This window comes from Ralstonia sp. 22086 (assembly GCF_052045975.1).
Classification (GTDB): Bacteria; Pseudomonadota; Gammaproteobacteria; order Burkholderiales; family Burkholderiaceae; genus Ralstonia; species Ralstonia wenshanensis.
This window is the reverse complement of the sequence record NZ_JBQEPZ010000005.1, coordinates 143687-170059: the sequence shown is the minus strand read 5'-3', so window position 1 is coordinate 170059 and position 26373 is coordinate 143687. Positions and strand designations below refer to the sequence as shown.

Genomic DNA, 26373 nt, shown 5'->3' with positions numbered 1-26373 from the left:
CCGCACAACGGGGGCTCAGTCACTTTCAATCTCCGTCCTACCCAATCAGCGAGACATCGACATGACCCAGGCCCAACTTGCCAACCCCGGCATCGATGCGGACATCCGCGCATTTGTCGAAGCCGCGCACGCGCAGCAGATTGATTTCCTGCGCGAGCTGGTGAAGGTGCCGTCGGATAACCCCTCCGGCGATTGCGCCCCGCATGCCGCGCGCGCCAAGGCACTGCTGGAAGCGCTGGGCCTGACGGTCGAGGCACATGCCGTGCCGCAGGCGCAGGTCCGTGCCGCCGGCATGGTCAGCGCCACCAACCTGATCGTACGCCACACGTTCGGCAGCGGCGGCCCCACGATCGCCATGAACGCACACGGCGACGTCGTCCCGCCAGGCCTGGGGTGGACGCACGACCCATACGGCGGCGAGATCGTCGAGACCGAACACGGCCCGACCATGTTCGGCCGCGGCGTGGCGGTGTCCAAGTCGGACTTCGCCACGTACACGTGGGCGCTGCTTGCGCTGATCGAAGCGGAAAAGCGCGGCGCCAAACTCAACGGCACGGTCGAACTGCATTTCACGTACGACGAAGAAACCGGCGGCGACATCGGCCCCAAGTGGCTGCTGGATCAAGGCTTGAGCAAGCCCGATTACGCCATCTCCGCTGGCTTTGCGTACGGCATCACCTCGGCGCATAACGGTTGCCTGCACGTGCAGGTGACGGTGCGCGGCAGGCAGGCGCACGCCGCCATGCCGCATACGGGCATCGATGCCATCGAAGCGGCCACGCATATCCTGCAGGCCGTGTATGCCTATCGCGCGGAACTCGCAACGCGCAAATCCGCCGTGCCGGGCATCGACCACGCAACGCTCAACGTCGGGTTGATCCAGGGCGGCATCAACACCAACGTGGTGCCCGATCTGGTGACGTTCCGCGTGGACCGCCGGATGATTCCTGAAGAAGCCGGGCGAGATGCAGAGGGCGAACTGCGCGCGGTGATCGAGCGTGCGGCGGCAGAGCGGCCGGGGATCGAGGTTTCGGTGGAACGCATCCTGTTGGCCGAGCCGCTTGCCGAACTGCCTGGCGTAGACGCGCTGATTGGCGCGCTGCGACGGAATGCGTTGGCGGTGTTTGGTGGCGATGTGCCGGTGCATGGCGTGCCGCTGTATACCGACGCACGGCATTACACGGCGCATGGCGTGCCGACGGTTCTGTATGGCGCGGGCCCGCGTACGTTGATGGAAGCGCGGGGACACAACACGGATGAGAACCTGCGGTTGAATGATCTGCGGGGCGCGACTGTGGTGGTGGGGTGTGCTGTGGGGGAGTTGTTGGGCGGGTGATTCATATTGCTTGATGGCTTTGGTTTGTGGGGTCGACGTTGGTCGGCCCTTTTGTTTTTTGGGTTTTGGGTTTGTGCGTTGGTGGTTCATCCCTCTTTCGGTCCCAGCAGGGGATGAAACAAGGGATGCACCACAAAAAACAAAAAAGCACGAATCCCCCCAACACCAACAACGAAACCCCCACCCAACCGCCACCCCTTAAGATTGCGGCACACCACATCCAAGCCAGCACCAAAGCCCCAAAAACCATGCAGATCTACCACAACCCCCGCTGCTCCAAATCCCGCACTGCGCTCGAACAAGCCCAATCCTTCGCGGCGAAAAACGGCGAACAACTCGACGTCATCGAATACCTGACCACGCCGCCCACGCTGGCCGACCTCAAGCAGCTCGCAGCGCAACTCGACACACCGCTGCGCAGCCTGATCCGCGAAAACGAAGACGAATACGCGCAGCTCAATCTGGCCGATACGTCAGACGACGCGCTGCTCAAGGCCATCGCAGCCCACCCGAAGCTGCTGCAGCGCCCGGTGCTCGTTCGCAACGGTCGCGCCACCATCGGTCGCACGCCCGAAGCGCTTGAGGCGTTCCTGAAGTAACTCACCGCGCCACCCAAAGTTGAACGGCCTGCCGATTTCCATCGGACAGGCCGTTCAGGGGTGGCCGTATCTCGCTTTGCGCGAGGGCCGGGGCTGCGTCCGTCAAGACGCGCAAGGGCACCGGTTTATTCCAGGCCCATCCATCGGGCCATTTCTGACCCGAATCCAACTGCCAGCAGGGCAGCAAGCACCACTGCCAGCGCCGCCGCGGTCGAGACCATGGCGACTTTCATGACGTCTGCGTCGTGGTGCGCGTTGCTGTGCGTGTGATGCAGATGCTGCGCACGCATGCTCAACGGAACCGCCTTCGCAGAGGATTTGCGATGCCAATGCAAGCGCTCCGTCATCGCTCGCCAGTGTTGCGTGTCAAACGCGTCACGGGAAAATCGCATCGCGGTACCTCCCCGTTGTTGGCTGATAGCCGACGCCGGCACGCACCGGCGTCGGGGGCACGTGCGGCCCGAAAACGATACGGCAAGCAAATGGCGTATGCGAGTGGCTTTGCTTGTCGGCGCCGGGTGGCGCAGTCGTCTGGTCGCTCGCACAAGCCCAGCGTAGACGGGGGTTTGTGGCGCCGCAAGTTGCGTTGCGGCATGGTGCGCGCATCACGCGGGCAAGAGGCAAACCGCGTGCGGGTCTTCGCCAGATGCGTGATGTGTCCGGCGCTCAATCCTGAGCAGATTGGTGGGGCAATTGTGCGGCGGCGCGCTCGGCTTCGCGTTTGCGCAATTCGGCCAGCATGTTGCAGAAGAGGGCGCCTTGCTCTTTTGCGTCATCCAGCGCGATGTGCGTGTGCGGCAGCGGGTCGTGCCAGTGCTCGGGAAAGGCCGCTTTGACGTTGCGCCGATAGGGCATGCCCGTGAGCGCAAAGGCCAGCGTCTTGATGTCGAGCGCCGCCCAGCCAAACGGCGAGCGCCCCGCAAAACGCATCATGTACCAGAACATGAACGTGAAATCGAAGCCCGCCGGAAACGCCACGAACACCGGTTTGCCCGGCAGACTCTCGACCCACTCCACGTAACGCGGCAAGGCCACCTCGGGTGCCTCCAGGTTGGCGCGGCACGCAGCCCATGCCTCGGGCTGCGTCTTCCACCATTGCATCTGGATCGGATGGCCTTCTGCGCCGGGCAGCGTTTCCAGGTTCGCTTCAAAGGTGCCGACGAGCGTCTTGTCGGCCAGGTACGCTGCGCTGGCAAAGCTCAGCATCGAGTGCGGTCCGGGGATGGGGCCGTCGGCCTCGATGTCGGTGCTGACGTAGATTTCGGGCCGCGTGTCGGGCGGCTGGTTGCCGCGCTTGCGGCGGGGCTTGTCGGCCGGCGCAGCGGGCGCGGTGTCGGCGAAGGGGTCGTCGCTCTCGTTGGCGCTGTCCCTGGCGCTGTCGTTGGTGTTTGCGCTCATGCCGAGCCTTCGTTGGCAAACAGGCGATCGGCGACGTACGGGTTGCTCGCACGCTCATCGCCAAAGGTCGAGACCGGCCCATGGCCCGGCACAAACGTGACGTCGTCGCCCAGCGGCCAGAGCTTCGTGCGGATCGCGTTGATCAGGTCTGCATGGTTGCCGCGCGGGAAATCCGTGCGGCCGATCGACCCCGCAAACAGCACATCGCCGACGATGGCGACGCGGTCTTCGGGGCTGAAGAACACCACGTGGCCGGGCGTGTGGCCAGGACAGTGGAACACCTGCAGCGTGCGGCCGGCGGCTTGCACGGTGTCGCCGTCTTCCAGCCAGCGGTCGGGCACGAATGCCTTGGCCGGCGGAAAACCAAAGCGCTGGCTCTGCATCGGCAGTTGATCGATCCAGAATGCCTCGTCCTTCTGCGGCCCTTCGATGGGCACGCCAAGCTGTGTGCGCAGCGCATCGGCGGCGGCGCAGTGGTCGACGTGGCCATGCGTGAGCAGGATCTTTTCGATGCGTGCGCCGTGCTGCTCGGCGGCAGCCAGGATGCGTTCGATGTCGCCGCCCGGGTCGGTGACGGCGGCTGTGCCATCGTCGCCAATCAGCAGCGTGCAGTTCTGTTCAAACGGCGTAACGGGAACGACAACGACTTTCATGTGATTTTTTGTGCGCATTTGCACATGGCAGGGATAACCCGATTGTATCGGCCCGAGCCCGCGCCAGCACTGGGCTCGCGGGGTGCGCTGTTACATCGGAAAGAAAATATTACAAAATTGGTGCGAGATGACAGCATGATGTGATCGTTTTAATAGGAAATGTAAATAATCGATCGAAGCATGCATGTTAGACTCGCGCCCATGCTTAAGTTGACCCACCTCAATTCCAGCCATTCGGCCGGCCGCACGCTGCGTGCCTGGCTGACGCATGGCGCCGCGCTGCTGGTGCTGGCGGGCTGTGCCGCCGTTCCTGGCGAGCCGCCCGCGGGTGGGCAATCCGGCCTTCAGGCCAGCAAGCCCGCAGCGCCCACCTTGAAGGTGGCCGACCCGCGCGACAACCCCGATGCCTGGGGCACGCTGTCGTTCCGCGGCGCGCCTGATTCGAGCAGCCTGAAGCTCGACGAGAACACCGATACGAGCCCCGGCCTGCGCGCCGACCTCGGCACGTTTGAGCAGCGCGGCCTGGCCTCGTGGTACGGCCGCGGCTTCCACGGCCGCCGCACCGCCAGTGGCGAGCGCTTCGATATGAACGCCTTCACGGTGGCGCATCCGTCCCTGCCGCTGCAGAGCTGGGTGCTCGTGCGCAACCTCGCCAATGATCGTGTGGTCGTGGCCAAGGTGACGGATCGCGGCCCGTACTATGGCAAGCGCATCCTCGACATGTCGTACGCCGCTGCCAAGCGGCTCGACTTCGTCAAGCGCGGTTCAACGCAGGTGGAAATCCGCCGACTGTCGCGCGCTGAAGTCGAAGCGCTGCGCCCTGAGCTGACGCAAACCGATGTCGCCAGCAACGATGGTGATGCCGATGTGGGTGGCGATGAACCGGCACCGGTGAAGAAGAAAGCGGTCAAGCGTCGCGTCAGGCACCACCGCTGAGCCGCTGATTCGGCCGCCTTCCTGCCTCAGTCCTTCCTCTCGTTTTTCAACGCCAGCGCGCTTTGATATAGCGCGTCGACGGGCGCCCCCGTAATCGCTCCAGCCAGCTTGGCTGCGCGCTTGGCGGGCAGCTCGGCCAACAGCAGACGCAAGACCTGATCGGCTGCCATGGCGGTCGGTGCCGCGTCTTGCGCGCCTGCGCCTTCCACCACCAATACGAATTCGCCCTTGCCATGCGAGGCATCGGCGGCAAGCCATGCGGGTGCCTCCGCAGCAGGCAGCACGACGATCTGCTCGAACAGCTTGGTCAACTCGCGACCGATCAGGAGGCGTCGGGCGGGCAAGTGTTCTGCCAATGCGGCGAGCGTGGCCTCGATGCGATGCGGTGCCTCGTAGAGAACCCACGCCGGCCCGTGCGCCGCCCATTGACGGATGGCCGCGTCGCGTTGCCCGGCCTTGGGCGGGAGGAAGCCGACGAAGGTGAATTGCCCACCGGACGTGTCGAGCAATTCCCCGGCGGCAGAAAGCGCCGTCACCACGGCGCTGGCGCCCGGCAGCGGAATCACGCGCTGGCCTGCAGCGCGCACCGCCTCGACAATGCGCGAGCCAGGGTCCGACACGCCCGGCGTGCCCGCATCGGACACATAGGCGATGCGCTCGCCCTGTGCGAGGCGCGCGACGATGCGCGCAGCGGCCTCGCGCTCGTTGTGTTCGTGCGCCGCGAGCATCGGTCGCGACAGCCCCAGCCGATTGAGCAGTTGCCCGGTGTTGCGCGTGTCTTCGCAGGCCACCGCGTCGACGATGCCCAGCACGTAGCGCGCCCGCAGCGACACGTCGGCAGCGTTCCCGATGGGGGTGGCCACCACATATAATGCGCCGGCGGGATAGTGCTGGTCGTGCGCCAGCAGGGTCCAGTCAGGATCACTCACGAGAACTTCTCTTGGTTGGGGCCTGTCTTCATATGAAACGTACGCGCGTTGACCCAAGCCGGGGTCAGATACGCGAAGGGTTCCGCCGCAAAGGGTAATTCCCTTTGCAAGGTGCCCGACAAAGTAGATGGCCCCGGCTTGGGTCAACCCGGAGGGCAAGGGGAATTTGGGTCACACGGCGTTGTTGCAGCCGGCTTGCTTGGAACGACCAAGCGGCGCCGGCCGCGCCGAGCCCTGCGACCCAGATTCCCCTTGCGCGCGCACGTTTCATATGAAGACAGGCCCTAGGTTCAAACCGCGAATGCATGCGCCGCAGCCCATCACAGCCGCCACCGGTGAAGCCGGTGAAGACCGCGCGCTGCGCTACTTGCAGGCACGCGGCTTGGCCGTGGTCAGCCGCAATTATCGCTGCAAGGGCGGTGAAATCGATCTGGTGATGCGCGATGCGGCTGGCGCCCTGGTATTCGTTGAGGTGCGTGCCCGCGTGGCGCGCTCCACGCAGCGCTTCGGCGGGGCGGCGGCGAGTGTCACGCCCGCCAAGCAGCGGCGCCTGATTGCCGCGGCTGAAGATTTTCTCGCGCGGCAGGTTGAAGATGTGCCGGCCTGCCGCTTTGACGTCATCGCCATCGACGGTGCGCGTATCGAATGGATGCGCGATGCCTTTGGTGCAGACGCCTAAACCTCGCTCTTCTTTCATCCGGACTTCATTCAAGGACAGCATGAAACTCTCGTCGCCTACGTTTGCCCGTTTCCGTCGCACGGTCACGCGCACCGCCGTGCTGGCCGCCCTGGCCGGCGTTACCGCCACGCAGTTGACCGCCTGCTTCCCGCTGTTTGCAGGCGCCGTGGCCGGCGGCGTGGCGCTTGCCACCGACCGCCGCCCGACCGCCACCCAGACCATCGACCGCGGCCTGCAGATGGAAGCCGAGAACACGCTGATCTCGCGCTACGACGGCCGTGCCCACGTCAACGTGACGGTCTACAACCGCAAGGTCCTGCTGACCGGCGAAGCCGGCACCGAGCAGACCAAGCAGGAGATCGGCCAATACGCGCAGAAGCTGCAGAACGCGCGTGAGGTCGTCAACGAGATCGTCGTGACGCCGGTGTCGAGCACGTTCGGCTCGCGCACCAATGACACGTACATCACCACCAAGGTGAAGAGCGTGCTGGCCGGCACCGAAGGCGTGCCCTGGAACTCCATCAAGGTGACGACCGAAGCGCAGACCGTCTTCCTGATGGGCGTGGTGACCGAGGCCGAAGGCAACAAGGCCACCGAAGCCGTGCGCACCGTGAGCGGCGTGAACAAGGTCGTGAAGGTGTTCGACTATGTGAGCGAAGACGAGCGCAAGCGTCTGGACGCCAATGCAACGTCGACCAACCCGTCGACCGCGCCCGATGCGTCGCAAGGCACGCCGGCGCCGGCGCAGGGTACGCCAACGGCCACGCAGGCCCCGGCGCCCGTCACCTCGGCCTCGCCTGGCGTGACCGTGTCGCCGACCAACTCGCCGGCGCTGCCGCCGGGCAAACAACTGCCTTAAGCCGTCTCGGCTACATCGCAATGTAAGAAACGCAGCCACCGCGCTGCGTTTTTTGTTGGCTGAACGCATCACCGGGCCCACGGCGCGCCGTGCGTGTTAGCGTATGACGCTTCCGCGACTTCGCAGCCCCCCGATGCCCGTCGTCCATCGCCTTGCCGCCGCAGCGTTGCTTGCGGCGCTGCTCACGGCTCATGCGGCCCATGCGGCCGATCGCCCACCCTCCAACCTGCAGGCCCGCACCTGGGCCGCCACGTGCGCCAGCTGCCATCACGCCGATACCGCGCCCGGTGCCAAGTTGACCGCGCAGACGCTGCAACCGCTGGCAGGCCGCTCGCAGGCCGAGCTGATCGACGCAATGCAGGCATTCCGCAACGGCACGCGCCCCTCCACGGTGATGGGCCAGATCGCGCGCGGTTATGACGATGCGCAGATCGCCGCCATTGCCGGCTGGCTGTCGCGCCAACCACAGGAGGCGCCATGAGCGAATGGCTGCGCAAGGATCGACGCGCAATCTTGCGCGCGCTCGGGGCAACCGCGTTGGCCGGGCCGCTGGCCGCATGTGCATCGCTGTCGGGCGCGCGCAATGCGCGTGTGGTCGTAGTTGGGGGCGGATATGGCGGCGCAACGGCGGCCAAGTACGTGCGCGTGTTTTCCGGTAGCCATGTCGACGTGACGCTGGTTGAGCCGAACGCCGCGTTCGTCTCGTGCCCGCTGTCGAACCTCGTGCTGTCGGGCAACAGTGACATGGCGTCGATCACCGTGCCGTATGACGCGCTGGTCGAGCGCCACGGCGTGCGGTGGGTGCGCGACCGCGCATCGGCCATCGACCTGGCCGCCAAGCAGGTGCGGCTGACCGGCGGCGGCACGCTCGATTACGACCGGCTGATTCTCTCGCCCGGTATCGACTTCGTGCCGGGGGCAATTCCCGGTCTCGCCAATGCGGCCACCGCCGCGCAAGCGCCGCACGCCTGGAAGGCCGGCATGCAGACCCTGGCGCTGCGCCATCGGCTCGAAGCCATGCCCAACGGCGGCACGGTGGCGATCAGCATTCCGCTGGCGCCGTACCGCTGCCCGCCCGCGCCGTACGAGCGCGCGTGCCTCATCGCCCATTGGCTGCAACGCGCCAAGCCCGATTCGCGCGTGCTCATCCTCGATGCCAACGACGACGTCACCTCCAAGGGCGCGCTGTTCAAGCGCGTGTGGGCCGAGCGCTATCCGCAGCACATTGAATATCGCCCGCAATACAACGCCGTCGACATCGATGCCACGGGCCGCGTGCTCAAGTTCGATGTGCAGGACGACGTGCAGGCCGATGTCGTCAACCTGATCCCACCACAGCGCGCCGGGGCAATCGCCGTGCAGGCCGGTCTGGCGACGGCCAACGGGCGCTGGTGCGAAGTGGATTTCCTCTCGTTTGAATCGAAGGTGGCACCGGGCGTGCATGTGATTGGCGATGCCATCCAGACCGCGCCGCTGATGCCCAAGTCGGGCCATATGGCCAACCAGCACGGCAAGGTGGCCGCCGCCGCCGTGGTGGCGATGCTGGCCGGGCACGCGCCCGATGCGTCGCCGCTGTATACGAACACCTGCTACAGCTTCGCCACGCCCGACGAGGCCATGCACGTGGTAACCGTCCACCGCTACGACGCGGCCGAGCACACCATGGTGACGGTGCCCGGCGCCGGTGGGCTCTCCGATGCACCTTCGGCAACCGAGGGCAAGCTGGCTCAGGGCTGGAGCCGCGCCATCTGGTCGGACATGCTGGGTTAGGGAAGGCAAGGCGGCGGCGCCCGGCACAAACAATGCGCAAGATTGTGCAAGTCGCGTCAGCGGCCGGCGCCTACAGTGCGTCATGTGGCCGCACGGGCGGCCGTCTGAACCTTCCGATCATCATGTCTCCCAAGGATCTGCTGCTGGCCCTGACCGTTGTGCTGGTGTGGGGCGTCAACTTTGTCGTCATCAAGGTGGGCCTGCACGGCGTGCCGCCCATGCTGCTGGGTGCGCTGCGCTTTGCGCTGGTCGCGTTCCCGGCCGTGCTGTTCGTGCCGCGCCCCAAGATCGCGCTCAAGTGGCTGGTGGCTTACGGCGCCACCATCAGCTTCGGGCAGTTCGCGTTCCTGTTCTCGGCCATGTACGTGGGCATGCCGGCGGGGCTGGCCTCGCTGGTGCTGCAGTCGCAGGCGTTCTTTACGCTGACGATTGCCGCCATCGTGTTGCGCGAGCCGATCCGCTGGTTCCATCTGGCCGGCATGGCGGTGGCTGCGGGCGGGTTGGCCGTCATCGGCATGGCAGGCGGCGGTTCGGCCACGGGCATGACCACCGCCGGCTTCTTGCTGACGCTGTGCGCGGCGTTTTCGTGGGCCAGCGGCAACATCGTCACCAAGCGCGTCGGGCCGGTAAATGTGGTGAGCCTGGTGGTGTGGGGCGCGGCCATTCCGCCCGTTCCGTTCTTCCTGCTGTCTTACTGGCTGGAGGGGCCGGAGCAGATTGCGCATAGCCTGGCGAACATCAGCGCGTCGAGCATCGGGGCGATCGTCTACCTGTCCTTTGGCGCCACCATCTTCGGCTACAGCCTGTGGAGCCGCCTGCTGGCGCGCTATGCGGCCAGCCAGGTCGCGCCGCTCACGCTGCTGGTGCCGGTGGTGGGGCTGGTGTCGGCCGCCGTGCTGCTTGGCGAGCGCCTGGTGCCCGCCCAATGGCTGGGCGGCGCCGTGGTCATGGCCGGGCTGTTGCTCAACGTGTTTGGTGGCCGGCTGGCGGCACGGCGGGCAATGGCCTGATCGCCGCATCCCCGCTCAAACAAGCGCCCGGGCCGGAAGGTACCGGGCGTTTTGCTGTGGGCGCGACATAGGATTTGGCCCGTTTCGGGCACAATACCGGGTCCGATTCCCGCCATTTCGCCCGCACACGCATGCGGGCAGCCTCGTCTTCTGGAGACCACATGAAGTTCGCCCCCACGCTCGCCGCTGCGGCGGTGCTGGCCGGCCTGGCGCTGTCCGCCACGCCCGCGCTGGCTGCCGTTGATGCTGCCCGCGCCCTGTCCATCGCCAACCAGAACGCCTGCATGGGCTGCCACGCCGTCGACCGCAAGCTCGTCGGCCCCGCCTATCAGGACGTTGCCGCCAAGTACAAGGGCGATGCCGGCGCACAAGCCAGGCTCATCAAGAAGGTGCGCGAAGGCGGCATGGGCAACTGGGGCCAGATCCCGATGCCGGCCAATCCCAAGATTGCCGATGCCGATCTGAAAACCGTGATCGACTGGGTGCTCGCGGGCGCCCCGGCCAAGTGAGGAACGCACGATGAATGACGCAATCAACCTGAGCCGCCGCGACGTGCTGCGCGCCGGCGCCATGATGGCGCTGCTGGTGTCTGCCGGCATTGCCACGCCGGCCCAGGCGGCCGAATGGAACAAGGCCGCGTTTGCCGTGAAGGGCGTGAACGACGTGCTCAAGCAACTGGGCGGCGGCGCTGTCGACAAGGGCGGCGCCGGCATCCAGCTCACCGCACCGGACATTGCCGAAAACGGCGCCGTGGTGCCGCTGGTCGTGACGAGCACGCTGCCAGGCACCGACCTCATCGCCATCCTGGTGGAAAAGAACCCGAACACGCTGGCCGCCACGTTCGCCATTCCGGCCGGCACCGACCCGTTTGTCAGCACGCGCGTGAAGATGGGCGAGACCTCGCAGGTCTACGCCGCCGTGCGCGCCAACGGCAAGTGGGTGCTCGCGAGCAAGGAAGTGAAGGTCACCCTTGGTGGCTGCGGCGGTTAAACATCAGGAGAACAACATGGCAGACCCGATGCGCATTCGCGCGATGGAAAACGGCGGCACCACCGACGTGAAGATCCTGATGAAGCACGACATGGAAACCGGCCAGCGCAAAGACGCGTCCGGCAAGGTCGTGCCCGCCTGGCACATCACCAACGTGACGGTGCTGCACAGCGGCAAGACGGTGCTCGACGCGCAGTTCGGCCCGGCCGTGTCGAAAGATCCGTTCCTCAATTTCAAGTTCAAGGGCGGCGCCAAGGGCGACAAGGTGACGGTCACGTGGGTGGACAACCACGGCGACAAGCGCACCGACGAGACGTCGATCCAGTAAGCGCCAGGAGGCCCACATGCGACGCAGCTTCTTTCGTGTGACCGCCGCGCTGGCGGCCTTGGGTGTGGCCGGCAAGGCCGCTGCCCAGAACGCCCCGCGCGCTGGTGGCGCCGGTGCCCGCTACAAGGTCGTCTACCAGTTGAGCGAAGGCATCGACCAGGCCGTGCGCGCCATCGGCAACCTGCGCAACCACCTGAACGGCGCACCCGGCACGAAGATCGTGGTGGTGGCGTTCGGGCACGGCATTGAGTTTCTCGTTGAAGGCGCCAAAGATGCGCAGGGCCGCACCTTCGACGCGCCGGTGGCGGCGCTGGCCAGCATGGGCGTGGAGTTTCGCGTGTGCCACAACTCGCTGATGGCCTTCAAGGTGCCGGAAGACAAGCTGCTGCTCGAAGCCAAGGTGGTGCCGGCCGGCGTGGTGGAAATCACCCGCTTGCAGCAGGAAGAAGGTTTCGCCTATATCAAACCGTAGGCGACCCACGGAGGGGACCGTGAAACACAAGACATGGACGAAGTTGCTGGGCGTGGCCCTGGCCGGCGGATTGACGCTGGCCGCCAACGCCCAGGACACCAAGGACAGCACCGCCGCCGGCATCGCGCAGTACCGCGAAATGCTGGCCGACGGCAACCCGGCCGAACTCTGGGAAGCCGCCGGCGAAGAACTCTGGAAGAAGCCCGCCGGCCCCAAGCAGGCCTCGCTTGAAGCGTGCGACCTGGGCCTCGGCCCCGGCGTGGTGAAGGGCGCCTACGCCAAGCTGCCGCGCTTCTTTAAGGACACCGGCCGCGTGATGGACGCCGAACAGCGCCTCATGTATTGCCGCATGACGCTGCAGGGGCTGACCAAGGAAGAGGCATCAGCCCGTCCGTTCTCGTCGCCGGGCAAGGCGTCGGACATTGAACGGCTGATCGCGTACGTGGCTTCGGAATCGCGCGGCGCGGCCATCGACATTCCGCTCGCCCACCCAGAAGAAAAGCGCGTGTATGAACTCGGCCGCCGCATGTTCTTCTACCGTGGCGGCGCCTATGACTTTGCCTGCGCCACGTGCCATGCCCAGCCGGGTTTGCGCATCCGCCTGCAAGACCTGCCCGACCTGCTGACCGCCGACGGCGCGCGCTATGCGTATTCCACATGGCCGGGTTATCGCGTTTCGCAGGGCGAGGTACGCACGATGCAGCACCGCCTGTACGACTGCCTGCGCCAGCAGCGCTTTCCGGAACCGCTCTACGGCAGCGAGGTGATCACCGCGCTGGAGATGTTCCTCGCCCGCAACGCCAACGGCGGCAAGATGGACGCGCCGTCCATCAAACGATGAGGCCGACCATGCCGCACATGATCCGACTGACCCTCATCGCCCTGGCCATCGTTGCAGGCGCTGCCCATGCCGCCGATGCGGCACCCGCCAAGGCCGTCACCCCGCCCAAGCCCGATGCCAAGGCAGACGCAGCCCTCGCCAAGGTTATCCACGAGAGCTTTGTCTCCAAGGGCCCGGCCACCGTGGAAGGCGTGACCGAGCGCGACGACGTGCAGAAGATCTGCAGCCAGTTTGCCGACCGCAACGCCGTGCCCGCCGCCGTGGCCAAGAAGCTGGAAGACGCACAGCTCAAGACCATCCACTACCCCGCAGACAACAAGTGGTTGGGCGACTGGAAGGCAGGCGAGAAGACCGCGCAGAGCGGCCGCGGCATGCAGTTCTCCGACCCGGCCGGCGGCGCGAACGGCGCCAACTGCTACGCCTGCCACCGCCTGTCGAAAGACGAGGTGTCGTACGGCACCATCGGCCCCTCGCTGTATCAGTACGGCAAGCTGCGTGGCGATTCGGAAGCGATCCTGCGCTACACCTGGGGCAAGATCTACAACTCCAACGCGTATGCGGCGTGCTCCAACATGCCGCGCTTCGGGCACAAGGGCATCCTCACCGAGCAGCAGATCCGCGATGTGATGGCGTTGTTGTTCGATCCGGCCTCGCCAGTGAACCAGTAAGCCAATAACGCCATGCAAACGCTTCGACGGTTCCTGACGTGGGCGGCAGCGGCGATGGTGTTTGCCGCAAGCACCGCGCAGGCCGTCGAAGTGGGCGATGTGGTTGCGCTGCCCGACGTGCAGTTGCTCGACGGCACACGCGTGCCGGGCGATGCGTGGCGCGGGCACCCCGTCATCATCGCCACGTGGGCATCGTGGTGCCCGTTCTGCGCGCTGCAGAACCCGCGCCTGCAAAAGCTCTACGACGCCACGCGCGGCACCGACCTGCGCATCCTCACCATCAGCATCGACGCCAACCCGCAGCTCGCGAAGGATTACGTCGCCAAGCGCAACTTCACCTTGCCCGTAGCGATGGAAACCGACGCGCTTTGCGCCGCCACTGGCCCGCGCAAGGGCCTGCCCGAACTGCTCGTGCTCGACGCCAAGGGCCGTGTGGTGCGCAAGGAAGTCGGCGAGATGCTGGAAGACGACGTAGCCGACCTGGCCCGCTACGCACACAGCCCCAAACAATGAACCGCCGCGAATTCGTTCAAGCCCTGGCGATTGCCGCAGCCGCCGGCCTGCGCCTGACCGACGCCCACGCCGATACGTTCAGCTATGACGTGCCGCGCTTTGGCAACGTCCACCTGCTGCACTTCACCGATTGCCACGCGCAGTTGCTGCCCATTGAATACCGCGAGCCCAGCGTCAACCTGGGCGTGGCGCAATGGGCCGGGCAGCCGCCGCATCTGGTCGGGCACGCGCTGCTCAAGCGGTACGGCATTGCGCCGGGCTCACGGGCCGCGCACGCCTTCACCGCGCTCGACTTTACCGAGGCCGCCCGCCGCTACGGCCGCATGGGCGGCTTCGCGCACTTGGCCACGCTCATCAAGCGCCTGCGCGCCACGCGCCCCAACGCGCTGCTGCTGGACGGCGGCGACACCTGGCAGGGCTCTGCCACCGCGCTGTGGACCAACGGCCAGGACATGGTCGACGCGGCCCTTGCGCTGGGCGTGGACGTCATGACCCCGCATTGGGAGATGACCTACGGCGCCGACCGCGTGCGCCACGTGGTCGATCACGATTTCAAGAACAAGGTCGCCTTTGTTGCGCAGAACATCCAGACCGCCGACTTTGGTGACCCGGTGTTCGACCCGTGCGTGCTCCGCGAGCTGAACGGCGTGCCGGTCGCCATCATCGGGCAGGCGTTTCCGTACACGCCCATCGCGCACCCGGCAGATTTCACGCCCGACTGGACATTCGGCATTCAGGAAGAACGGCTGCAGAAGATGATTGACGAGGCGCGCGGCAAGGGCGCCAAGGTGGTCGTGCTGCTGTCGCACAACGGCATGGATGTGGACCTGAAGCTGGCCTCGCGCGTGCGCGGGTTGGACGCCATCCTGGGCGGCCACACGCACGATGCGGTGCCAGCGCCCGTCAAGGTCAGCAACGCGGGCGGCGTGACGCTCGTCACCAACGCAGGCGCCAACGGCAAGTTTGTGGGGGTGCTCGATCTGGATGTGCGCGGCGGCACCGTGCGCGACATCCGCTATACGTTGCTGCCCGTGTTTGCCAACCTGCTGCCGCCCGACCCCGCCATGACCGCGCTGATTGACCGCGTGCGGGCGCCGTACCAAGACAAGCTGGGCGAAACGCTGGCCACGAACCGCGGCCTGCTGTACCGGCGCGGCAACTTCAACGGCACGTTCGACCAGCTCATCGTTGATGGCCTGATGCACGCGCAGGGCGCCGAGATTGCCTTCTCGCCCGGCTTCCGCTGGGGCACCACGCTGCTGCCCGGCGAGGCCCTGACCATGGAAGCGCTGATGGCCCAGACCGCCATCACCTATCCGGCCACCACGCTGACCGAAATGACGGGCGCCACCATCAAGACCGTGCTGGAAGACGTGGCCGACAACCTGTTCAACCCGGACCCGTACTACCAACAGGGCGGCGACATGGTGCGCACCGGCGGCCTGCGCTACACCATCGACCCCACCAAGCCGATGGGCCAGCGCATTACCGACATGCGCCTGGGGCCGGGAAGCGGCAAGCCCATCGACGCCGACCGCCGCTACAAAGTGGCCGGCTGGGCCGCCGTATCGCCCGAAGCCCGCAAGGCCGGCGGCCGCCCCGTGTGGGACGTGCTGGCCGACTGGCTGCGCGACCAGCGCGAAGTGACCGCAAGGCCGCTGAACACGCCGCGCATTGTCGGCATGGAAGGCAATCCGGGCATGGAAAACGGGGGTTAAACCCCCGATTGAAAGGGCCCGGGGAGTTCGGGTAGACTCATTTTCCACGGGCCGATAGCTCAGCTGGGAGAGCGCCGCGTTCGCAATGCGGAGGTCGGGAGTTCGATCCTCCTTCGGTCCACCAAGTTACTGGCAGCGTTTGATGAGCGATGCCCCAAAAAACCCGCGAAGCGTTGAGCGTCGCGGGTTTTTTATTGTCCGCATTCTCCGACTCGACCGCATTTTTCTGCGTACCGTATCGCGCGGCGTAATGCAGGCATGCGCCTAACCCTTTCGATTTACGACCGAAGTAGCGCCCGGGGTTTGCCTGCAAAAGGCCGCAGTTTCGGCCGCGTCCGTCACACGTCGCTTTCTCCTTAAAAATCAAAGAGAAACGTCGAAGCAGGCGAACAGCCGGGGAAGGGCGTTTGACAGTCGCAAGGCGTTATCTATTTTTGAGCCTTAGCAAGGCGAGCGTTCGATACCCCAATTTGTGGCATTTCGCGCCGAATAAATTCGTTGTAGCGTAGGTCCTCGCCGGGAGCAGGCGCACCATTTATTTCCGACCAGCGGATTATGTCCGGCGCAGTTCCAGCGAATAACAAACAAGCCGCCATAGAAAGGGGTGAGGGCGTGGGAGTACAAGATCGCGATTGGTTCAGAGACCGTCGAGAGCCGCAGCTGCGCAATCCCGACTGGCAAAAGGAATACGCCCGCTGGTATGGCAAGCCACCCCAGGGCGCCAAGCAGGGTGTGCACTGGATTATTTCCTTGATGGTGTGGGTGGCCGTTCTTTTGGTCGTCTACATCGCCGCGAAGCAATTGCGGCTCACTGGCAATGGCACAGCCGTGCCGAGCCAGCAGGCCGTTTCAACACAGCCGGCGCCCATCGCGACGCCGCCGCAGCGTCAGCCGATGCCCACAGTGCAGCAACCCACAGCACGAGCCACCACGCCTCCGGCCGGCGTCAACAAATGCGTGATCAACGGACAGACGGTCTACACGGAAGCACCGTGCGGGCAGGCGATGCGCGCGCTCGTTGGCAATGCGCCCACCGAGGCGCCGGGCAACGCTCGTCAGCGTGAGATGGAAGAGGCTGCGGCAGCGGCGAAGCGCGCTGAAGAGCAGCTTGCGCGGCAGTGGGATCAGCGGATGGCGCAGCGGGATCGGGACTTGGCGGCTGAGGCGGTTGCGGTTCAGCAGCAGGTCAGCAGTGTTAATGCGGAGTGTGCGCGGCTTAAGGCGGAGCGAGATGGGATTTTGCGGCTGTCTGTGACTACGCAGCAGATGTCGCCTTGGCGGGACAATTTGAACTACATCCGTAAGCGGATGAATGAGTTGCGTTGTTGAGGCGAGAGTTACGCTCGGCACGCGTAGTCCGGTATCAGTCAACTTAAGACTGGGAAAGGACAAGAGCCGACCAGTACAGAATAAAAAAGGAACATCGTGTTTGATATCACGCCGGATGACATATCGCGACTAAACGATATTGATTTGCGGGAGTTGGTTGGCCGTCTGTGCGAAGCAGAGTTGTTTCAGCGCGGGTTATCGCCTGTGGCGGTCACATGGGGAGGCGCTCAAACCGCCGCAGATGGTGGATTGGACGTGCGTGTGGCCCTGCCTGTAACCGCCGCTATTGACGGTTTTGTGCCTCGCGAATCCACCGGCTTTCAGGTCAAAACACCGGATATGCCGAGGGCCGAAATTCTTACCGAAATGCGGCCCTCTGGAGCGATACGATCCGTTATCCAAGACCTCGCTCACGAGATGGGGGCCTACATCATCGTGAGTTCTCATGGCTCGACAGCAGATGGACCTCTCCGAGCACGAAAGGCAGCTATGAGAGAGGCGCTTGTCGACGTGGAACATGCCGACGACCTTCACACAGACTTTTATGATCGGACGCGCCTCGCCACGTGGGTCCGGCAATTTCCGGGGCTTATCACATGGACGCGGGAGCGCGTCGGAAGAGCGCTCGCCGGTTGGCATCCCTATGGCCCATGGGCAGGAGGCAACGTTGAGGACGAATACCTGGTGGATGGCAAGCTTCGTTTGCACATGGGAGAGCAAAACGATGCGCCTGCACAACCAATACCTCAGTGTATCGACGACTTACGAGACGAGTTAGCTAGATCGGGGAGCGTCGTTCGGCTCGTCGGTTTGTCGGGTGTCGGCAAAACGAGGTTGGCTCAGGCGCTATTCGATTCTCGGATCGGTGCGCGTGCTCTAGCACCTTCGCTCGCTGTTTATACCAATCTCTCCGACGACCCCTCTCCACAACCCATCGGCCTAGCTTCAGATGTAATTGCCACCGGCACGAGAGCCGTTCTTGTCGTAGATAACTGTCCACCGGATTTGCACCGAAGGCTTGCCGACGTGTGCAGCAAGCAAGGGAGCACCGTCAGTGTTCTTACTATCGAATACGATGTCCGAGACGATCAGCCCGAGCAAACTAGGGTTGTCACACTCGACACGTCGTCACCTGAGCTGATTGAGAAGTTAGTCGCACGCAGGTATCCGCAGTTGTCTCGCGTGGATGCGCGTACCCTCGCGGAGGTTTCAGGTGGTAATGCTCGAATCGCCATAGCACTGGCCGAAACGGTCAAGCGTTCGGGCTCTATCGCTGGATTGTCGAACGATGAGCTTTTTGATCGACTCTTCCGACAGCGTCACCAGCATGACAACGCTCTCCTAATTGCAGCCCAGGTATGCTCACTTGTCTATTCGTTCGAGGGCGAGTCCTTGTCAGGGGATGGCGGCGAACTTTCGCGTTTAGCCGCGTTAGCGAATCAGAATGCGGCCGAGATATATCGGCACGTCGACGAGCTCTTTCATCGAAATTTGGTTCAGCGGCGCGGGGTGTGGCGCGCTGTCCTTCCTCACGCAATTGCGAACCGTCTTGCAGCTCGCGCTCTTGATGGCATCCCATACAGCCTAATAGAGCAAGCGCTCTTGCAGAAGGGCGCTGACCGACTGGCCCGGTCGTTCTCAAGGCGGCTGTCTTTTTTGCATGGACACCCTTCAGCGGAGAGGATTGTCCGGTCTTGGCTCGAACCGAACGGGCTTCTTGGGGACGTCTTCTCATTAAACGAACTAGGTATGGCGATGTTTCAGAACGTCGCTCCTGTGTCGCCTGATTTCGCCCTCTTGGCGCTGGAAAGAAGTTCAGAAAATGCAGAATGCTTCAGCACTTATGCATGGCAAAAATACGTGCCCGTCCTCCGTTCCATCGCATATGACGCCGCATTGTTTGAGCGTTGCGCAGCGCTGTTGGCGCGAGTGGCGGTGGATGGAGTGGATGATCGAACTCGCAAGCAGGCGACAGATATCTTCACCTCGCTCTTCCCGCTCTATCTGTCTGGAACGCACGCCACTATCGAGCAGCGTCTTCAAGTAACAGAGGGGCTGCTGAGATCTGCTGACCGCCGCGAGCAAAAGCTTGGTCTTGCCGCGCTTAAGAGCGTGCTTCAGGCCGTTCATTTCGGTCCGGCGTGGGAGTTTGATTTTGGAGCTAGGCCCCGAGACTTTGGTTACCGGCCAGGAACGTCAGTTGAACAGCGACTTTGGTATAGCTCAGCACTGGTGCTCATAGATCGCCTTGCATTCGGGGAAGGGATACTCACGGCTGAACTTCTGCGCTTGTTAGGTGAGAAGTTCCGTCCGCTATGGACTTGGGCTCATATGTATGACGAGTTGGAGTCTTTTTCTACCAAGATCGCGGCCGTTGGATTTTGGCCGGAGGGGTGGAGAGGATGCCGGCAGATTATTCGCTTCGATTCCGGCCAGCTTTCTCCAGATTTAACATCCCGCGTAGCAGCATTGGAGATCATGCTTAGACCGGGAAACCTTGCCGATAGGGCCCGTGCAGTGGTGCAAGGAGATCCCACAGATTGGGAAGGAATGGAAACGCTGGAAGCCGATGAAGATGATCCAATGGCTCCATATCAGCGGATGGAGAACCTTGCAATTGAGCTTGGCTGTGCGGTCGCTATAGATTACGACACGCTTAGATCAGTGTTGCCTGACCTGTTAGTCGGCGGTGTGAGAGCTGCATCTTTCGGGCGCGGGCTTGCCCGCGCGGCCCAAGATGTTCGCGCTACATGGACACTCCTTGTGGGCCAACTAGAGCAAACTCCGTCAGAACAGTTGGACATCCGCGTACTTATCGGATTTGTTGCCGAGCTATGGGATCACGATCGCGAACTTGCCCATGAACTCCTAGACGGCGCATTTTTCAGTTCGCTCTTGTTGCCGTGGCTGCCGACTCTAAATTCCAGCGTGGTTCTCGATGATCGTAGCGTGGAGCGCTTGAGTCGAGCACTAAAGAGCGGTCACGTCCCTGTGCGCAGATATGAGAACTTAGCGTACGCGAGGACTACCTCTCAATTAAGCGGGCAGGTTCTTGCCGACCTACTCGCTGAGATTGCGGAGCAACCAGACGGCTACTACGTGGCGGTGGACATCCTCTATTTGCGCCTGTTTTCCGATCAAACCGATGGGCTGCCCGCGCCGCAAGAGTTGCTTGATTGCGGTCGCGATTTCTTACGAAGGCCAACGTTCCGGAGGCGAAACGCGAGCGATGACTACAACCTTGGTCAGTTAGTGAAATTTTGCGTTACTGGACCAAATGCCGCGCTTGTTGCTGCTGATGCGGCTATGGCGGTTCGTCGCGCTGTTGAGTCACGCGAAGCATACGTATTTGATTGTTCCGAATTTCTTGTCGCCCTCGCCAGTGCGCAGCCACGGGCGGTGTTAGATGCCTTGTTTGGCGGAAGCACCGAGGAGCGCGAGGCTGCAGTACTTGAGTTCCAGCCGACGCCAACATTGGGGGCGAACTGGATAGACGTGATTCCCGCCGATGTGCTCACCGCATGGTGCGCTGAAGACCCAACGATTAGGTTTGCAGTTGCCGCCTCCGTTGTGACTTTCGCCTACGGTCCTAAAAACGGGGCGGCTCCAACGTGGACGGAGCAGGCGCAAATGCTCCTTGCCGCTGCCCCAAGTAAAGAGAGTGTTCTTAAGTTGTTTATCGAACGATTCTGGCCATCGGCCTGGAGCGGTTCAAGAGCGGCCATTGTTGAGGAGAACGCCCGACTGTTGGACAGCGTACAGGTGCAGTCACATCCAGAACTCCGCGCGGTGGCAATGCAAGCGGGGGCAGTGCTAGCGAGAAACATAGACGAAGAACGGCAGAACGAAACCAAGCGTGATCGCGCCAGGGATGGCCGATTTGAATGAGGTCCGTTTACGTTGACGTTTCGTGACATTAGATCTGTGCCGCCGTTGGCCCAATGGTGTGCTTTCATGGGTAGCCGTTCTAGTTGTGCCCTGGCCGCTGCAACGGATGAATGCCTACCTATGGGGGCAAGTTTGGGGGCAAGTCTCAGAGGACTGGAAGATAAATGGCTTAACCACGGGCATTTGTTGGATTTGTTCGGGGGACCTTCGGCCCCCAAGGCGTAACGAGCAAAGCCAAAGAAAAAGCCCGCGACCCAAAAAGCATCGCGGGCTTTTCCAAATCTAGGCCACCATCAGCAGCCCATCACCTCACTGCACACTCTCCTCCACCTTCTTCCTCGGCCCCCGGTTAAACCGCACCGAAAGCGCCGCCCGAGCTGTATCCAGCGCTTCGCCCTTGCCGGCCACCTTCAGGTACGCATACCCCTCCAGCGAGGCCGTCATCAAATCGCTACCCAGCGCCATCTGCGAGTCGCGCATCTTTTCAACCAGCTTTTCCACGCGGACGAGGCGAGGGCGCAGGGCGTCGAATGCTGCGAGGTCACGCTTCACCTCGGCCAAGTTGTAGTTGGCCGCCAGCACGCCGGGGTTGTTGCCCAGCACTTCAACGGCCTTGCGGCAAAACGCTTCCGACTTGTCGCCCATCTTGGTGACCGTGCTGCGTTGCTCGATCGACAGGTCGATCAGGCCGACGAACTTGTCTTCGAGCGTCTTCAGCGCGGCATCGATGGCGCTCAGGTCTGCGGTGGTGAGTTGAAGCGAAATCAGGTTCTGTGACATTGCATTCCTTCTCTACGTAATAACAAGGTCGCGCCCGTTGACGCGACCCCGGCGAGATTGGTTTGCCACCGCCCCGATATCAAGACAGGTCACCACATTTGACAGAACCCGGGGCGGCTGCGACGGCAGCACGGCGGCCTCTGCGCGCCGATGTCGAAGGGCGGCGCACGGGCCAGAAACTGCCGATGACGGGCCTCTGAGGTCCGAACGTGGACCTCCAACAGTCAAGCTCGGGCCTCCGAGGGCGGAGCTTGACCCCCAAACACCCACCTTCCGCCGTCCAAGCTCGAAAATTTCGACCTCAGACTGCCGGCGGTGAGCCTCAGACGGTGGAGCGTCGGCCTCAAAGGGTCAACGTCGGGGGGTTGAGGGCCAAGCTCGGGTCTCGGAGGTCCGATGTGTCGGATGTTTTTGGGCCGTGTTCGGGCCTCTGAGGGCCATGCGCCCGTGTCCGAGGGTGGCGTGTCGCCCTCGGACTGTCGAGATCGAATGTTTAAGGTCGACACGCGCACCTAAAACTGCGGCGCTCGGCTGTCTGCAGGACAACGGCGAGGGGTAGAAGAGCGGACGTGCTTGGCGGAGGGGCAACCGCCGCTCGCGTTGGACCACATTTCGCAGTGCGCGCGGGACCATTGGAGCCCGGAGGTTCGGTGCACAGAATCAGAAGTTGGAAGCAGCCCCCGTCGCTATAATCCATCCCGCTGCCGCACCAACGGCAGCCGGGTTTGGCGACTCGACATACTCACAACGAGCATCCGCTTGGCGGATACGCTCGGGCACACTCGCGCATGCCTCCTATGGCGGGCCGGGTGGGGAGACCGCAAGGTCTGCCGGTTGCCGTGAGTACCGGTTCGCCAACCCCGCCGTCGGGCCCGCCACCTCGTTTGGCGACGAGAAGGCGGACCTCCAATCAATACTCACGGAGGCTCCATGCCTATTACAGACGAGACGCGACCAGCGTCGTACCCATCTCCACCAGCACCACCACCCAGCCCAGCGCCCACGTCATCCGACACAGGCAGGCTCACCAAGAACCGCACCTACCTGAACGGCGCCATCGCAGCACAGGCGTATCTCAAGCGCACACGCACCGCCATGTGCAGCCACGGCCAATGCCGGCCGGGCATGCTGCGCGCAGAGCTTCAACACCTCTCTGCGCACGCCTTCCCGCCGGATTTCATCAAAGGTTTTGTGGATGCGATTGATGCCTACGTATCGATGTCGCTCGGGGGCCGCGATGTCGATCCGCAAACGTGGGACGTGTTAGCCGCCATAGAGCGGCGTGGCTACAGCCAATAACAACAGATTGATGCATTCCCGTGACGGGCGGGGATGCCACAGTGGTTAGGCCAGGGGAGAGGGAGCGTGCTGCGTCAGCTGAAGATCACAGCGCGCGACTCGCCAAGCGAAGAGACCGGCACGTAACGCGCATCCCATCAGCGTTGGAAGTTCTCCGTCAATTCCCTCAACACCTGGACGAAGGCCTTGGTCGCAGCCGTCCGATACGCATCCTTGCGTTGCAGCAGCACGGCCGTGCGGGCCGGCAGCGGCGGGTCGAGCAGCACGGGGTGCAGCTCGGTATGCTCGCGCGCGACGCCGTCGGGCAGTACGGTTGCGAGCTGCCCACGCCGAACGATCTCAACGATTGCACTGATCGAACTGACCTCGATGGCGACCTGAGGGCGAATCTGGTTCCGCGAGCAGTATTCGTCGATGTAACGCCGCGTCGCGAACGCCTTGTTCAGCAGCACCAGCCGTTCGTTGGCGAAGTCCTGCGCTGACAGCGGCTTGCGGCGCTTTGCGCGCGCGTGGCCGCCGCCGACGACGAGGCTCAGCGTCTCGCGAAACAACGGCTCGCTGTCGATTTCCGCGCTGTGAGAGGACTCGAACGCGATGCCGGCGTCGAGCCTGTCATCGGCGAGCTGCGCTTCGATCTGATCCTGCGTGATTTCCTGAATGTCGATCGCGATGCCGGGATGCTGGCTATAGAAACGATCGATCGCGGGGCCGACGAGATACGCCGTGAAGGTCGGCGTCACGGCAAGGCGCAGATTGCCGCGGCTCAGTTCACCGACGTCATGTATTGCTCGCACGCCCGCATCCAGATCCTGCAGCGCGAGCTTCGCATAGCGCATCCACGCCGCACCGGCATCCGTGAGTTGCACGTTCCGCCCTGAACGGTCCAGCAACTGAGTGCGCAGCGCGTCTTCCAGTTGCCGTATCTGCTGCGACAACGTGGGCTGCGAAACATGCAGCGCCTCGGCGGCGCGCGTGAAATTGCGGTGTTCCGCGACGGCCAGGAAGTAACGGATATGACGCAACAGCATGGCGAACTCCCTCGTCCTCTAACTATTGGTATTGCCTATGGTGAGCATCATAAACCCGTCTTGGACACTATGACGGGGCGGGTCCATTCTCTGTTCAACGCATCGCACTGACCGACGTTGCGAACGCCAGATTGAACGGAGCAGACCATGCAAGAGATCATCGAAGGTTTTCTGAAGTTTCAACGGGACGTCGTGCCCGCACGCAAGGCGTTGTTCCGCAAGCTGGCCACCAGCCAGACGCCGCGCACACTGTTCATTTCTTGCTCCGATAGCCGCATGGTTCCTGAACTGGTTACGCAGCGCGAACCGGGCGATCTGTTCGTGATTCGCAATGCCGGCAACATCGTGCCTTCGTTCGGTCCCGAGCCTGGCGGCGTGTCGGCTACGGTCGAATATGCAGTGGCCGCGCTTGGCGTGACGGACGTCGTGATATGCGGCCACTCGGACTGCGGCGCGATGACGGCCATCGCGACGTGCAAGTGCCTGGACCATATGCCTGCCGTCGCGAACTGGCTGCGCTACGCGGACTCGGCAAAGCTGGTCAACGAGTCGCGTGAACATGCGAGCGAGCGCGCGCGCGTCGACTCGATGGTGCGCGAGAACATCATCGTGCAACTCAACAACCTCAAGACCCATCCCTGCGTTGCACTGGCGCTCGCGCAGGGCCGCCTCAATCTGCACGGTTGGGTCTACGACATCGAATCCGGTTCGATCGACGCGCTCGACGCCGCGACTCGCCGGTTCGTGCCGCTCGCGGCGCATCCCGATGTCACCGCAACACCCGCCGAGTGCGTGGCTGCGCACTGATTTCCAGCGCGTTATTCCGACTGCAGATCTCACCACGTTGTCTTGTTCAAGGAGCAACATCATGACCCAATCGCAAGTCACGCCAAACGCGCGCGAAGCGTTGACGGAAACCATCATCGACGCGAAGGTGCGCAAGAACCTCACGTTTGAAGCCATCAACGAAGGCACGGGCTTGAGCGTTGCGTACACGACAGCCGCGCTGCTCGGTCAGCACGCGCTGCCGGAGAACGCGGCGAAGCTGGTCGGCGAGCGCCTTGGACTCGATGCCGACGCCGTGCGCTTGCTGCAAACCATTCCCGTGCGCGGCAGCATTCCGGGCGGCGTGCCCACCGATCCCACCATCTACCGCTTCTACGAAATGGTGCAGGTGTACGGCTCGACATTGAAGGCGCTCGTGCACGAAAAGTTTGGCGACGGCATCATCAGCGCAATCAACTTCAAGCTCGATATCCAGAAGGTGCCGGACCCCGAAGGCGGCGAGCGTGCCGTCATCACGCTCAACGGCAAGTACCTGCCGACCAAGCCGTTCTGAGTTCATCGCGTCGCGGGTCGGGCGATCCGCAACGCATGAAGTGCAATGCAACCCAATCGCTAATCTGAAAAAGGAGGGCCGTCATGTCGACTCAACAGCCAGCAGTTCGTCCGCCGCTTCCGCCGTTCACGCTGGAATCGGCCAAGGAAAAGGTCCGTCTCGCAGAAGACGGCTGGAATTCGCGCGATGCCGCCAAGGTCGCGCTCGCCTATTCGCTCGATACGAAATGGCGCAATCGCGCAGAGTTTGCGAACAATCGGGCGGAAGCGCAGGCGTTTCTCGATCGCAAATGGAAGAAGGAGCACGAGTACCGTCTGATCAAGGAACTGTGGGCATTCGGCGGAAATCGCATTGCCGTCCGCTACGCCTACGAATGGCACGACGACTCGGGCAACTGGTTCCGTTCCTATGGCAACGAGAACTGGGAGTTCGGCGAAGACGGCCTGATGCAACGCCGCTATGCGTGCATTAACGACATGCCGATCAAGGAATCCGAGCGCAAGTATCACTGGCCGCTGGGGCGCCGTCCGGACGATCATCCTGGCCTGAGCGATCTCGGCCTCTGAGACCTCGCGACACGCGCAGCGCACCCACGCTCAGGGCGTGGCGCTGCGGCGATCGGGTGGCGTTGGGTACGTTTCGATGTCGCTCGGGGCCGCGATGTCGATCCGCAGACGTGGGATGTGTTAGCTGCCGTAGAGCGGCGGGGCTACAGCCAATAACAACAGAGTGATGCATTCCCGTGACGGGCGGGAATGCTGAGCAGATGGGGCGTGGTAAGGGTGACAGCTCTGCGGATGAACGACTCGCATTGCTGACCTGGCAACCCACAGCATCACAGCGCGCAATGTGACGTGCAGCGCCCCCAGAAATACCCGGGCCCACGATCCCGATATCGGAGTAGAGTGAGGTACGGATTTCAGCGGGGCCATCATCGGCCCCGGCACAAGAAAAATTTGCTTCGCCTCTGATCGACGCGTCGCCGACGTCCCACCTCGATCCAGCCACCCA

Annotated in this window: 28 protein-coding genes and 1 tRNA gene; 23 read left to right on the top strand and 6 right to left on the bottom strand. The window is 63.4% G+C overall.

Annotated elements, in window-relative coordinates:
- The first annotated feature begins 61 nt into the window (after positions 1 to 61).
- Together ACTJK6_RS21575 and arsC are read left to right on the top strand one after the other, a co-directional pair.
- Positions 62 to 1336: a M20/M25/M40 family metallo-hydrolase gene (locus ACTJK6_RS21575; protein WP_343620507.1), complete on the top strand. Its 1275-nt coding sequence runs from the start codon at positions 62 to 64 to the stop codon at positions 1334 to 1336.
- A 248-nt stretch (positions 1337 to 1584) separates the two neighbouring features.
- On the top strand, positions 1585 to 1935 hold the full coding sequence (gene arsC, locus ACTJK6_RS21570; protein WP_322018709.1) for an arsenate reductase (glutaredoxin): 351 nt from the start codon (positions 1585 to 1587) through the stop codon (positions 1933 to 1935).
- Between the two features lie 125 nt (positions 1936 to 2060).
- Here the strand turns inward: arsC and ACTJK6_RS21565 are convergent, their stop codons facing one another.
- The 3 genes from ACTJK6_RS21565 to ACTJK6_RS21555 form a co-directional block, all read right to left on the bottom strand.
- Positions 2061 to 2327 carry a hypothetical protein gene (locus ACTJK6_RS21565; protein WP_313903712.1) on the bottom strand — a complete coding sequence of 89 codons (267 nt, stop codon included), beginning with the start codon at positions 2325 to 2327 and terminating at the stop codon, positions 2061 to 2063.
- A 274-nt stretch (positions 2328 to 2601) separates the two neighbouring features.
- On the bottom strand, positions 2602 to 3333 hold the full coding sequence (locus ACTJK6_RS21560) for an exonuclease (RefSeq protein ID WP_232041347.1): 732 nt from the start codon (positions 3331 to 3333) through the stop codon (positions 2602 to 2604).
- A complete protein-coding gene (locus ACTJK6_RS21555) occupies positions 3330 to 3986 on the bottom strand; it encodes an MBL fold metallo-hydrolase (protein WP_414561258.1) in 657 nt (218 codons plus the stop codon). The genes ACTJK6_RS21560 and ACTJK6_RS21555 overlap by 4 nt, the downstream gene beginning before the upstream one ends.
- 201 nt (positions 3987 to 4187) lie before the next feature.
- On the opposite strand from ACTJK6_RS21555, the gene ACTJK6_RS21550 reads away from it, so the two are divergent.
- Positions 4188 to 4922 carry a septal ring lytic transglycosylase RlpA family protein gene (locus ACTJK6_RS21550; protein WP_232041345.1) on the top strand — a complete coding sequence of 245 codons (735 nt, stop codon included), beginning with the start codon at positions 4188 to 4190 and terminating at the stop codon, positions 4920 to 4922.
- A 26-nt stretch (positions 4923 to 4948) separates the two neighbouring features.
- Here the strand turns inward: ACTJK6_RS21550 and rsmI are convergent, their stop codons facing one another.
- A complete protein-coding gene (gene rsmI, locus ACTJK6_RS21545; protein WP_316870556.1) occupies positions 4949 to 5851 on the bottom strand; it encodes a 16S rRNA (cytidine(1402)-2'-O)-methyltransferase in 903 nt (300 codons plus the stop codon).
- A gap of 301 nt (positions 5852 to 6152) precedes the next feature.
- Between rsmI and ACTJK6_RS21540 the strand changes: the two genes are divergently transcribed.
- The 16 genes from ACTJK6_RS21540 (at position 6153) to ACTJK6_RS21465 (ending at position 20916) form a co-directional block, all read left to right on the top strand.
- A complete protein-coding gene (locus ACTJK6_RS21540) occupies positions 6153 to 6530 on the top strand; it encodes a YraN family protein (protein ID WP_232041343.1) in 378 nt (125 codons plus the stop codon).
- A gap of 40 nt (positions 6531 to 6570) precedes the next feature.
- Positions 6571 to 7389: a BON domain-containing protein gene (locus tag ACTJK6_RS21535; protein WP_260803936.1), complete on the top strand. Its 819-nt coding sequence runs from the start codon at positions 6571 to 6573 to the stop codon at positions 7387 to 7389.
- A gap of 133 nt (positions 7390 to 7522) precedes the next feature.
- Complete coding sequence (locus tag ACTJK6_RS21530; protein WP_440818930.1) at positions 7523 to 7870, top strand: c-type cytochrome; 348 nt, start codon at positions 7523 to 7525, stop codon at positions 7868 to 7870.
- Entirely contained in the window at positions 7867 to 9159 is a 1293-nt protein-coding gene (locus tag ACTJK6_RS21525) for an NAD(P)/FAD-dependent oxidoreductase (protein ID WP_440818929.1), read from the top strand. Before ACTJK6_RS21530 ends, ACTJK6_RS21525 begins: the two co-directional genes overlap by 4 nt.
- Before the next feature lie 122 nt (positions 9160 to 9281).
- A complete protein-coding gene (locus ACTJK6_RS21520) occupies positions 9282 to 10169 on the top strand; it encodes an EamA family transporter (RefSeq protein WP_260803934.1) in 888 nt (295 codons plus the stop codon).
- 161 nt (positions 10170 to 10330) lie between these two features.
- Complete coding sequence (locus ACTJK6_RS21515) at positions 10331 to 10678, top strand: c-type cytochrome (RefSeq protein WP_065858224.1); 348 nt, start codon at positions 10331 to 10333, stop codon at positions 10676 to 10678.
- Positions 10679 to 10688: 10 nt separating this feature from the next.
- Positions 10689 to 11159 carry a thiosulfate oxidation carrier protein SoxY gene (soxY, locus tag ACTJK6_RS21510; protein ID WP_252692346.1) on the top strand — a complete coding sequence of 157 codons (471 nt, stop codon included), beginning with the start codon at positions 10689 to 10691 and terminating at the stop codon, positions 11157 to 11159.
- Between the two features lie 16 nt (positions 11160 to 11175).
- Positions 11176 to 11487, top strand: a complete 312-nt coding sequence (gene soxZ / locus ACTJK6_RS21505) for a thiosulfate oxidation carrier complex protein SoxZ (RefSeq protein ID WP_024977295.1) — start codon at positions 11176 to 11178, stop codon at positions 11485 to 11487.
- Positions 11488 to 11503: 16 nt separating this feature from the next.
- Positions 11504 to 11959 (top strand): DsrE family protein, encoded by a 456-nt coding sequence (locus ACTJK6_RS21500; RefSeq protein WP_232041337.1) that lies wholly within the window; start codon positions 11504 to 11506, stop codon positions 11957 to 11959.
- 19 nt (positions 11960 to 11978) lie between these two features.
- The gene (soxA, locus tag ACTJK6_RS21495) at positions 11979 to 12800 is read left to right on the top strand and encodes a sulfur oxidation c-type cytochrome SoxA (protein ID WP_260780573.1); all 822 of its coding nucleotides are present in this window, start codon (positions 11979 to 11981) and stop codon (positions 12798 to 12800) included.
- A 17-nt stretch (positions 12801 to 12817) separates the two neighbouring features.
- The gene (soxX, locus tag ACTJK6_RS21490; protein ID WP_440840252.1) at positions 12818 to 13468 is read left to right on the top strand and encodes a sulfur oxidation c-type cytochrome SoxX; all 651 of its coding nucleotides are present in this window, start codon (positions 12818 to 12820) and stop codon (positions 13466 to 13468) included.
- Between the two features lie 12 nt (positions 13469 to 13480).
- Positions 13481 to 13981 carry a TlpA family protein disulfide reductase gene (locus tag ACTJK6_RS21485; protein ID WP_440840137.1) on the top strand — a complete coding sequence of 167 codons (501 nt, stop codon included), beginning with the start codon at positions 13481 to 13483 and terminating at the stop codon, positions 13979 to 13981.
- The gene (soxB, locus tag ACTJK6_RS21480; RefSeq protein ID WP_440840136.1) at positions 13978 to 15699 is read left to right on the top strand and encodes a thiosulfohydrolase SoxB; all 1722 of its coding nucleotides are present in this window, start codon (positions 13978 to 13980) and stop codon (positions 15697 to 15699) included. Before ACTJK6_RS21485 ends, soxB begins: the two co-directional genes overlap by 4 nt.
- Positions 15700 to 15747: 48 nt before the next feature.
- Positions 15748 to 15823, top strand: a tRNA-Ala gene (locus tag ACTJK6_RS21475).
- 431 nt (positions 15824 to 16254) lie between these two features.
- The gene (locus tag ACTJK6_RS21470) at positions 16255 to 17028 is read left to right on the top strand and encodes a hypothetical protein (RefSeq protein ID WP_440840135.1); all 774 of its coding nucleotides are present in this window, start codon (positions 16255 to 16257) and stop codon (positions 17026 to 17028) included.
- Positions 17029 to 17124: 96 nt separating this feature from the next.
- Positions 17125 to 20916: a hypothetical protein gene (locus ACTJK6_RS21465; RefSeq protein ID WP_440840134.1), complete on the top strand. Its 3792-nt coding sequence runs from the start codon at positions 17125 to 17127 to the stop codon at positions 20914 to 20916.
- A 309-nt stretch (positions 20917 to 21225) separates the two neighbouring features.
- On the opposite strand, the gene ACTJK6_RS21460 is transcribed toward ACTJK6_RS21465, so the two are convergent.
- Positions 21226 to 21696 (bottom strand): hypothetical protein, encoded by a 471-nt coding sequence (locus ACTJK6_RS21460; RefSeq protein WP_232041333.1) that lies wholly within the window; start codon positions 21694 to 21696, stop codon positions 21226 to 21228.
- A 930-nt stretch (positions 21697 to 22626) separates the two neighbouring features.
- Between ACTJK6_RS21460 and ACTJK6_RS21455 the strand changes: the two genes are divergently transcribed.
- Positions 22627 to 22995, top strand: a complete 369-nt coding sequence (locus ACTJK6_RS21455) for a hypothetical protein (protein ID WP_440840133.1) — start codon at positions 22627 to 22629, stop codon at positions 22993 to 22995.
- 137 nt (positions 22996 to 23132) lie between these two features.
- Here the strand turns inward: ACTJK6_RS21455 and cynR are convergent, their stop codons facing one another.
- The gene (gene cynR, locus ACTJK6_RS21450) at positions 23133 to 24023 is read right to left on the bottom strand and encodes a transcriptional regulator CynR (RefSeq protein ID WP_252692355.1); all 891 of its coding nucleotides are present in this window, start codon (positions 24021 to 24023) and stop codon (positions 23133 to 23135) included.
- Between the two features lie 147 nt (positions 24024 to 24170).
- Between cynR and ACTJK6_RS21445 the strand changes: the two genes are divergently transcribed.
- The 3 genes from ACTJK6_RS21445 (at position 24171) to ACTJK6_RS21435 (ending at position 25928) form a co-directional block, all read left to right on the top strand.
- Entirely contained in the window at positions 24171 to 24830 is a 660-nt protein-coding gene (locus tag ACTJK6_RS21445; protein ID WP_232041330.1) for a carbonic anhydrase, read from the top strand.
- 61 nt (positions 24831 to 24891) lie between these two features.
- Complete coding sequence (cynS, locus tag ACTJK6_RS21440) at positions 24892 to 25362, top strand: cyanase (RefSeq protein WP_252692356.1); 471 nt, start codon at positions 24892 to 24894, stop codon at positions 25360 to 25362.
- Between the two features lie 83 nt (positions 25363 to 25445).
- Positions 25446 to 25928: a nuclear transport factor 2 family protein gene (locus ACTJK6_RS21435; protein ID WP_232041328.1), complete on the top strand. Its 483-nt coding sequence runs from the start codon at positions 25446 to 25448 to the stop codon at positions 25926 to 25928.
- The last annotated feature ends 445 nt before the right edge of the window (positions 25929 to 26373 follow it).